Below are 6344 nucleotides of genomic sequence, written 5' to 3' on the forward strand. Positions count from 1 at the left end.
CGAACGGCGTCGTGACGGTGAAGATGAGCCACGCGAAGAACTTCTCCAGTTGCGGGCCGAACAGGTTCGAGAACAGCTCTGCCTGCTCTTTTTGCCACTCGTAGAAGTCCTCTAAGCCGTCTACGTTGGTCGCGTAGCCGCGCTCTTCGGCGTCGGCGCGCATCTGGTCAAGCAGGTCTTGGGCCTCGCGTAGCTCCGCGCTCGCGACGATTTGGTCCGTCTGCGAGGCGTAGAGGTCGAACGACCGCGTCGAGCCGTCTTCGAAGTAGAGTTCGAGCGTGTAGAGCGACCGCTGACCCGGCGGCGCGGCGTCGGGGGCGAACGACACGCGGACGGTCCGCGCCCCGTCGAGCACCTTCGCTTCGGCCTTCGGTTGGGTCACGCGTGCCGCTTCGACGTTCTGCGAGACTGCGAACACGGCATACGAGCCGGTCGCGTTGAAGCTGTTCTCGTCTTCCCGCGTCGTCCGCAGGTAGTCCTCGTCGAACGTCACGGCCGTCACGCGGGCTTGGTCGGCGACAGTCGGCCCCGTCGACGTGGTGTTGTTCGATGTCGACACCTGTGCGACTGTCGCCGGCGAGTCGAGCGCCTCCTGCGCCGCCGACGATGGCGCGGCCGCGACCGCGCCCACGGGCACGATGGCCGTCAGGACGAGTAGGACGGCCAGCACGAGTGGCGCGCGCGTCATCGGTCGTCACCACCGTACTGTCCGTTCCGCGAGTTCCCGCGGCCACTCTGTCCGTTCTGTGTCTGCCGGGACCGGCGACCGCCGAAGGCTTCCGCCGGCACCTGTTGGAGCGTCGTCTGTTCGCTCCGGTTCGTCAGCCGACTAATCTGCTCGATGAGTTCGAGGAGTTCCTGGTACGTGTCGGTCTCGGTGTTGGTCAGCCGCTCACGCAGGTCGCGGACCTTCTTGTGGAGCTGTGCGTTGAGCGACTTCGCTTCTTCGAGGTCGACCTGCATCATCTCCATGTTCGAGCGGTAGCGTCGCAGGTTCTCTTGGGAGAGGTTGAACGGGGGTTTGTACTCGTAATCGGCCGTCGCAGTCGGCGAACTCGTCGTCTTCGACCCTTGGGTCCGGAAGACGTAGTGGTTCGGCGCGACTTCGATGGCGTGTGCTGGGAGCCTGTGCATGACTTTGTCAGAAAGTGGCCGGTAGACGTCGCCGTCCGCCCGGAGTTGGCGGTCGTCGGCGACCCGCTTCGGTTGCCGGAAGAGGCCAAACATCCGGTTCCGCTTGTACTCGGCGAGGACCTGCCCGTGGTCGTCTGCGAGGATGTCGTTGGTCTTGAAGTGAACCGTCTGTACGGTCTCTTCGCCGCCGTTGTTGGGGTCTGCCTCGTGGATGACTGTCAGCGTCCCCTCTTTCGTCGCCCGCTGGCGCTCGTAGCCGATGCCGACGCCCGTTGCGGTGAGGACGATGACCGCCAGTTGCGTCTCTTGGGCGTAGAGCATCTGCGCCGGCGACCCGGTCTGGTAGAACGAGTAGACGTTGTAGGCGATGACGGCGAAGATGACGCCCACCGCGCCGAGCGCCCACTTCGCGACCGACGTCATCCCGGCGACCCGTTTGGTCACCGGGAGCGAGTAGTCCTCACGTGCCTGTGTCGCGGCCTCCAGTCGCTCCTCTGCCGACTCGGGCGTGTCGTCGTCCCCGAAGCGCTTCCGAAGGACGTAGACGCCCACCGCGGCGACGACGAACGTCACGAGCGCGACGGCGATGTAGATGGGGTCGATGGCCGCCATCAGTAGCCCCACTCAGTTTCTTCGGCGGCGTCCAGTTGCGATTCCAGGTCATCGAGGTCGTCGAGGTTGTCCGCGGCGACGGAGCCGACAGACAGGTCTTCGAGCGTTTCCTTTGCGGCCCGTGCGCGAGCGACAGCCTCCGACTCGTCTTGGAAGAACACCACGTCTTGGGCAGCCATCAAGAGGAGCTGTCCGTGTTCGACAAGCGGTTGGACCGTCTCGGCGATGTTAGTCAGTTCCTCTTGGAGCACGACACACCCGTTGTCGATAGCGTAGTCTCGGAGCTGACGGCGCAGTTCGCTCTGGGAGTCGGCAGTTTCCATAATGCGCTCGCGACGGTCGATTTGGTCGTTGTCCGTGACGACCGGGCACGCGACCCCGTAGTGCTCGCAGTCTTTGCACCGGTCGGGGAAGCACGCGTCGCCGCTGTCGTACTCGCGGGTCCGGTACATTGGGTTGTCCCGTCGGATTTCTGCGAGCAACGACGAGACGTGTTCTTCGGCGTCACCCGCGCGGGCTCGCGTCGCGATGAGCAACCACTTCGAGATAGCGCGCCGGAGGTCCTCGTCGTGGATGTCCGGGCGCATGTCGAGTAGCTCTTCTTCGATGTGCGAGAGCCGTTGCTGTTGGCGCTTGTGCTGTTCGTGGTCGGGTCGGGAGTTGGGACTTCCGACGTTGGTATCAATCGGCATCGTTCGATTCGGTGTGAGAAGCAGGGGTTGGTTCAGCGTCGGCGGTGCAACGCGGACGAGACTCGGGCGGAAGGGCGTTGTCAGGTGGTGTGGTGAACGTCGAGGGTACGTCCATGGTTAGCCACCGTTGATTTTGCGCCGGACGTCGTTCGTGCGCGTCCGGAGTATCGAGTAGTAGAGGACGATGAGGAGGATGGCGAAGATGGTGTAGACACCGCCCGCGAAGGCGAGCGCGAACACGATGACAAGCATGAACGCGGCGTAGAGTGCCTGCGAGAGGTCGCCGTACACGCGGGCCGTCCCGCCGAATCGGCGGGCCACGACCTCCCCGGCAACGACGCCGAGGATGATGGCCCCGAAGCCGAGTACGAGCGTGCCCGCGGTCACTTGTCATCCCTCCGGTCGCCGTTACCTTGCACGAGGTCGCGCGTGTCGAGACCGCTGTACTGCCCCATCGACTTCGTCTTGTAGATGTCCAAGAGTTCGGGGCCGCCGATGAGGACCGCGAGGATGACCACGATGAGGCCGATGGCGATGATGAAGCCACCGCCCGCGATGATGGCCGGCGCGAGGACAAGCCCCACGAGTGCGGCGATGAGCGCCACGTACAGGTTATCCATCGAACCACCCGCCGAACGAACTATCTGGACCGTTGAGAATTTCTTTCCATCCTGACAAGTAGGTATTCACTTCCCACGATGCCTTGTCGCGCATCGTCGGTTCGACGACGAACTTCACCGCCGCGTCCGGGTCGTTGAATGTGAACCGGACAGCGTTCTCGTCGTCGTCAGCCTGCACGAACACCGGTTTCGCCGAGTCGGTCGGCACGCTTTTCCACGTGTCACCGTCCGTCGAGTAGAGCGCATCCCACTCGTCGACAGACTCGCCGGTTTGTGGGTTCTCCAGCGGGACCGTGATGGTCGTCTTCTCGCCGGGGGCGAACTCGTAGTGGCGTTGGGTCACGTCCGACTCGTCGCCGAACGCGCTCTTGACGCGCTCCCACGTGCCCGTCGCTCGCGTCCGCTGTTCGGACGACCACGAGAGCGCTTCCACGCGGTACTGGTTCGGCGCGAACGCCGCCGTCTCGCCGGGACCAAGCGTGAACTCGATTCGGGTGAACGTCTCCGAGTCGTTCCAGTCGCGAATCGCGTCCCACGTCGCAGTCACGTTGCCGTCGGTCGATTCGACTTCGCCGGGGAGCTGTGCCGCCGGCATCGCGTCCTCGGAGACTTCGACGCGGAAGGCGACGCAGTAGCCGTTGGGGTTCTCGGCAGTCACGCGATAGAACACCGAGTCTTCGACGAGTCGGACCCGCGTGTTCTTCGCCGTCGACGTTGCCTCAGTTCCGTTGGCGACGCGGTCGACCGTCGCCGCGTCAGTCCGGAACGACAGGTGCTCGACGTACGTCTGGCAGGTCTCTGTCTGTGCGACCGCGGACGTCGCGAGCGCCGGCGCGACCATGCTCACGATGAGCGCGACCACGAGGACGTGCCGAAGCCTCACCATGGCACCAGCCTCCCGAGGCGGCGACGCCAGCGGTCGCCGGCCTCCCCGGTCGCGTACGACCGTGCCCACGACTGGATGCGGTCTTCGGGGAGGAACTCGCGGAGGATGATGCCGAGGACGACCGCCGAGAGCACGCCGAGGAGGACCGAGTTCGCGGCGACTGCGAGGACCACGAGGCCGAGGACGACCGATGCGAAGACGGCCATCGCCCCGAGACGAAAGCCGATGCGCTCGCCGTTCTCCAACCAGAGCCGGATGCGTTGCTCCAAGCCCATCACTCGGACCTCCAAAACGGGATGTCGATGTCGTCGGGGATGGGGAGTCGCGACCGGCCGCGACGCCACAGCTCGTTGAACGCCGGCAGCCACCGCCACACCCCGATGCCGAGGAGGAACAGGTGGACGAACACCAGCGCGAGCGTCGCCCCGAACGAGATGGCCGACAGCGTCGCCCAAAAGAAGATGAACACGATGTTCGCGTTTATCTGCTCGCGCGGCGTAGTCTGCCGAATCCCGAGGGACCTCGGGACGAGCGACGCTATCCAGTTGATGGTATCGACGATGCTCGGCAGGAGGATGTCATCGAGCGACCAGTTGGTCGCGTAGCCCCACGCGTTCCGAGCGAAGCCGCTCAGTTGCCCGCGGATGCTCATTCGTCGCCTCCGATGAAGTCGAACGTTCCCTCGACGTGGCCGGCGTACTTCCCGGCCATCCGTCGGCCGAACGCGCCTTCGGGCGTCGTGTTGGTCTCGACGTACTCCTCGCGGAAGTCCACGAGGTCGTCGGGGCCTTCCTCCGCGGCGAGGGCCGACAGCGTCACGAGCTTGTCAACGCTCCGACTCGTCTCGTTGACGATGCGCGCCGACGTGACGTTGCCGGTCGTCTGGTTGATATCCGCGACGAAGAACACAGTCTGGCCGTTGTCGCCATCGTCGGTGTCGGTCTCACAGCGAATCCGAACGGTGTCGTAGTCGGTGTTCGCGATGATGCGCTCGTTGGCGTACGCGATGTACGTCTCGTTGTTCGCGTTGAACTCCGACTGGATGTCGAGCGCACATTCGCGGGCGTCGCGAGTGGGTTCGCGCAGCGGGTTCGCGTAGGCGATGTTCTCCGCCGCGCCGCGGAAGAACGCACTCGCCGCTTTGGCCGCGCCGACCGGGTCTTCGGCGATGTCGACCGCCTTACCGGTGAGCGCTTCGAGGAGCCCCGTGTCGCTGTCGCCGTCGTCTTGTGCCGCCACGCCCATCGGCGCGACCGCGCTCGCAATGAGCGCGACCACGAGGATGAGCGCGAGGCGGCGCTTCGATGCTTGGGTCATTGTGTCAGGTTGAGTTCATGAGTATGAGTGGATAGTCTGCGAGCGATGCGGTCGCGCCGCGAGACCGCGGCGCAAACACCCGGTGTCCGACTCGAACGGACGGCCGTGCCGACCACGAGACCGGGAAGAAGGGAGGGGTAGGGGTACAGGTGCCAACGGGGAGGGGCGTCCCAGTTAGGGAAGCCAGCGGACCTCGCCACGGCCGGAGACGACCGCTTGGAGGTTGTTCTGCGCCCAGTACAGGTAGTAGCCGACACGGCTGTTCTCGCCGAGCAACGGCGTCCCCGTCGCGACCGCCCACAGGTTGTTGAGCAATCACACGGGGATGCCCACAACGATGAGCGTCGCGAGGACGGCCACCATGTACGGGATGACGACGATGCCGAGCGCGAGGCGGCGGGCGGCGTCAATACGCGTCACGCGTCACCCCATCGATGGGAGCCACAGCGCCCGCTTCCGGTAGGAGCCGAGTTCCATCAGCTACCTCACACTGAGGCCGCGACCGTCTTCATGATGCTGTCGGTGTAGCCCGCGCCGAGGTCTTGGAACAGGTTGAACGTCTCGGTGAAGCCGAGGCCGTCGTTGCCGGCGAGCGTGTACGTCGTCTCGTCGACGCCGTTAAAGCGCTCGTCGCCGTTGGTCATGATGCTGAGTTCCCCAGCCTCTGCGTCGTAGACTGCGTACGCCTCGTCATCGTCGAGGAAGTCCCACTCGGAGGACTTCTCGTTGACGAACACCGGGATGAGGACCGTGCCGTCGTCGCCCTCTGCCTTGACCGCCATGAGCGGCAGGAACGCACCGTCGTCCTCGTCCTCGGCGGCGAGCGCGAAGGCTTCAGAGACCGTGCCGTTCGGAAGGTCGACCTCGTGGGTCGCGTTCGGACCCGTTGCGACCGAGTCAAGTTCGAACGACGCGATGTTGGTGTCGTAGCTCGACGAAATCTGGCTGAGCCACGGGTGCTTCTCCTCGATAGTCACGTCGTTGTTCGTGAAGGAGTCGCCGATGCGGTAGACCGCGCGGTCGGCCGTGTTGTTGACGTTGACGTCGATGACCGTCGCGTTGTCGGTGTCCTGCGTGTCGGTG

Annotated in this window: 10 protein-coding genes and 1 pseudogene; all 11 read right to left on the reverse strand. The window is 64.8% G+C overall.

What is annotated here, in order from left to right:
- Nucleotides 1–688 (reverse strand): annotated as a pseudogene (locus C5C07_RS20115) (hypothetical protein); the annotation flags it as partial.
- Entirely contained in the window at nt 685–1746 is a 1062-nt protein-coding gene (locus C5C07_RS20120; RefSeq protein ID WP_115806014.1) for a hypothetical protein, read from the reverse strand. The gene C5C07_RS20120 and the pseudogene C5C07_RS20115, both read right to left, overlap by 4 nt.
- Nucleotides 1746–2438, reverse strand: coding sequence for a hypothetical protein (locus tag C5C07_RS20125; RefSeq protein WP_115806015.1), 693 nt, complete (start codon nt 2436–2438; stop codon nt 1746–1748). The genes C5C07_RS20120 and C5C07_RS20125 overlap by 1 nt, the downstream gene beginning before the upstream one ends.
- Before the next feature lie 117 nt (nt 2439–2555).
- The gene (locus C5C07_RS20130; RefSeq protein WP_115806016.1) at nt 2556–2825 is read right to left on the reverse strand and encodes a hypothetical protein; all 270 of its coding nucleotides are present in this window, start codon (nt 2823–2825) and stop codon (nt 2556–2558) included.
- Nucleotides 2822–3058 (reverse strand): hypothetical protein, encoded by a 237-nt coding sequence (locus C5C07_RS20135; protein ID WP_115806017.1) that lies wholly within the window; start codon nt 3056–3058, stop codon nt 2822–2824. Before C5C07_RS20135 ends, C5C07_RS20130 begins: the two co-directional genes overlap by 4 nt.
- On the reverse strand, nt 3051–3944 hold the full coding sequence (locus tag C5C07_RS20140; RefSeq protein ID WP_115806018.1) for a hypothetical protein: 894 nt from the start codon (nt 3942–3944) through the stop codon (nt 3051–3053). Before C5C07_RS20140 ends, C5C07_RS20135 begins: the two co-directional genes overlap by 8 nt.
- Nucleotides 3938–4219, reverse strand: a complete 282-nt coding sequence (locus C5C07_RS20145; protein WP_115806019.1) for a hypothetical protein — start codon at nt 4217–4219, stop codon at nt 3938–3940. The genes C5C07_RS20140 and C5C07_RS20145 overlap by 7 nt, the downstream gene beginning before the upstream one ends.
- A complete protein-coding gene (locus C5C07_RS20150) occupies nt 4219–4596 on the reverse strand; it encodes a hypothetical protein (RefSeq protein ID WP_115806020.1) in 378 nt (125 codons plus the stop codon). The genes C5C07_RS20145 and C5C07_RS20150 overlap by 1 nt, the downstream gene beginning before the upstream one ends.
- A complete protein-coding gene (locus C5C07_RS20155) occupies nt 4593–5261 on the reverse strand; it encodes a hypothetical protein (RefSeq protein ID WP_115806021.1) in 669 nt (222 codons plus the stop codon). Before C5C07_RS20155 ends, C5C07_RS20150 begins: the two co-directional genes overlap by 4 nt.
- A 174-nt stretch (nt 5262–5435) precedes the next feature.
- Entirely contained in the window at nt 5436–5576 is a 141-nt protein-coding gene (locus C5C07_RS21385; RefSeq protein ID WP_158546610.1) for a hypothetical protein, read from the reverse strand.
- Between the two features lie 170 nt (nt 5577–5746).
- A partial coding sequence (locus C5C07_RS21390; protein ID WP_158546611.1) for a hypothetical protein occupies nt 5747–6344 on the reverse strand: 598 nt, incomplete at its 5' end.

Source organism: Haloferax sp. Atlit-4N, from assembly GCF_003383025.1.
Classification (GTDB): Archaea; Halobacteriota; Halobacteria; order Halobacteriales; family Haloferacaceae; genus Haloferax; species Haloferax gibbonsii.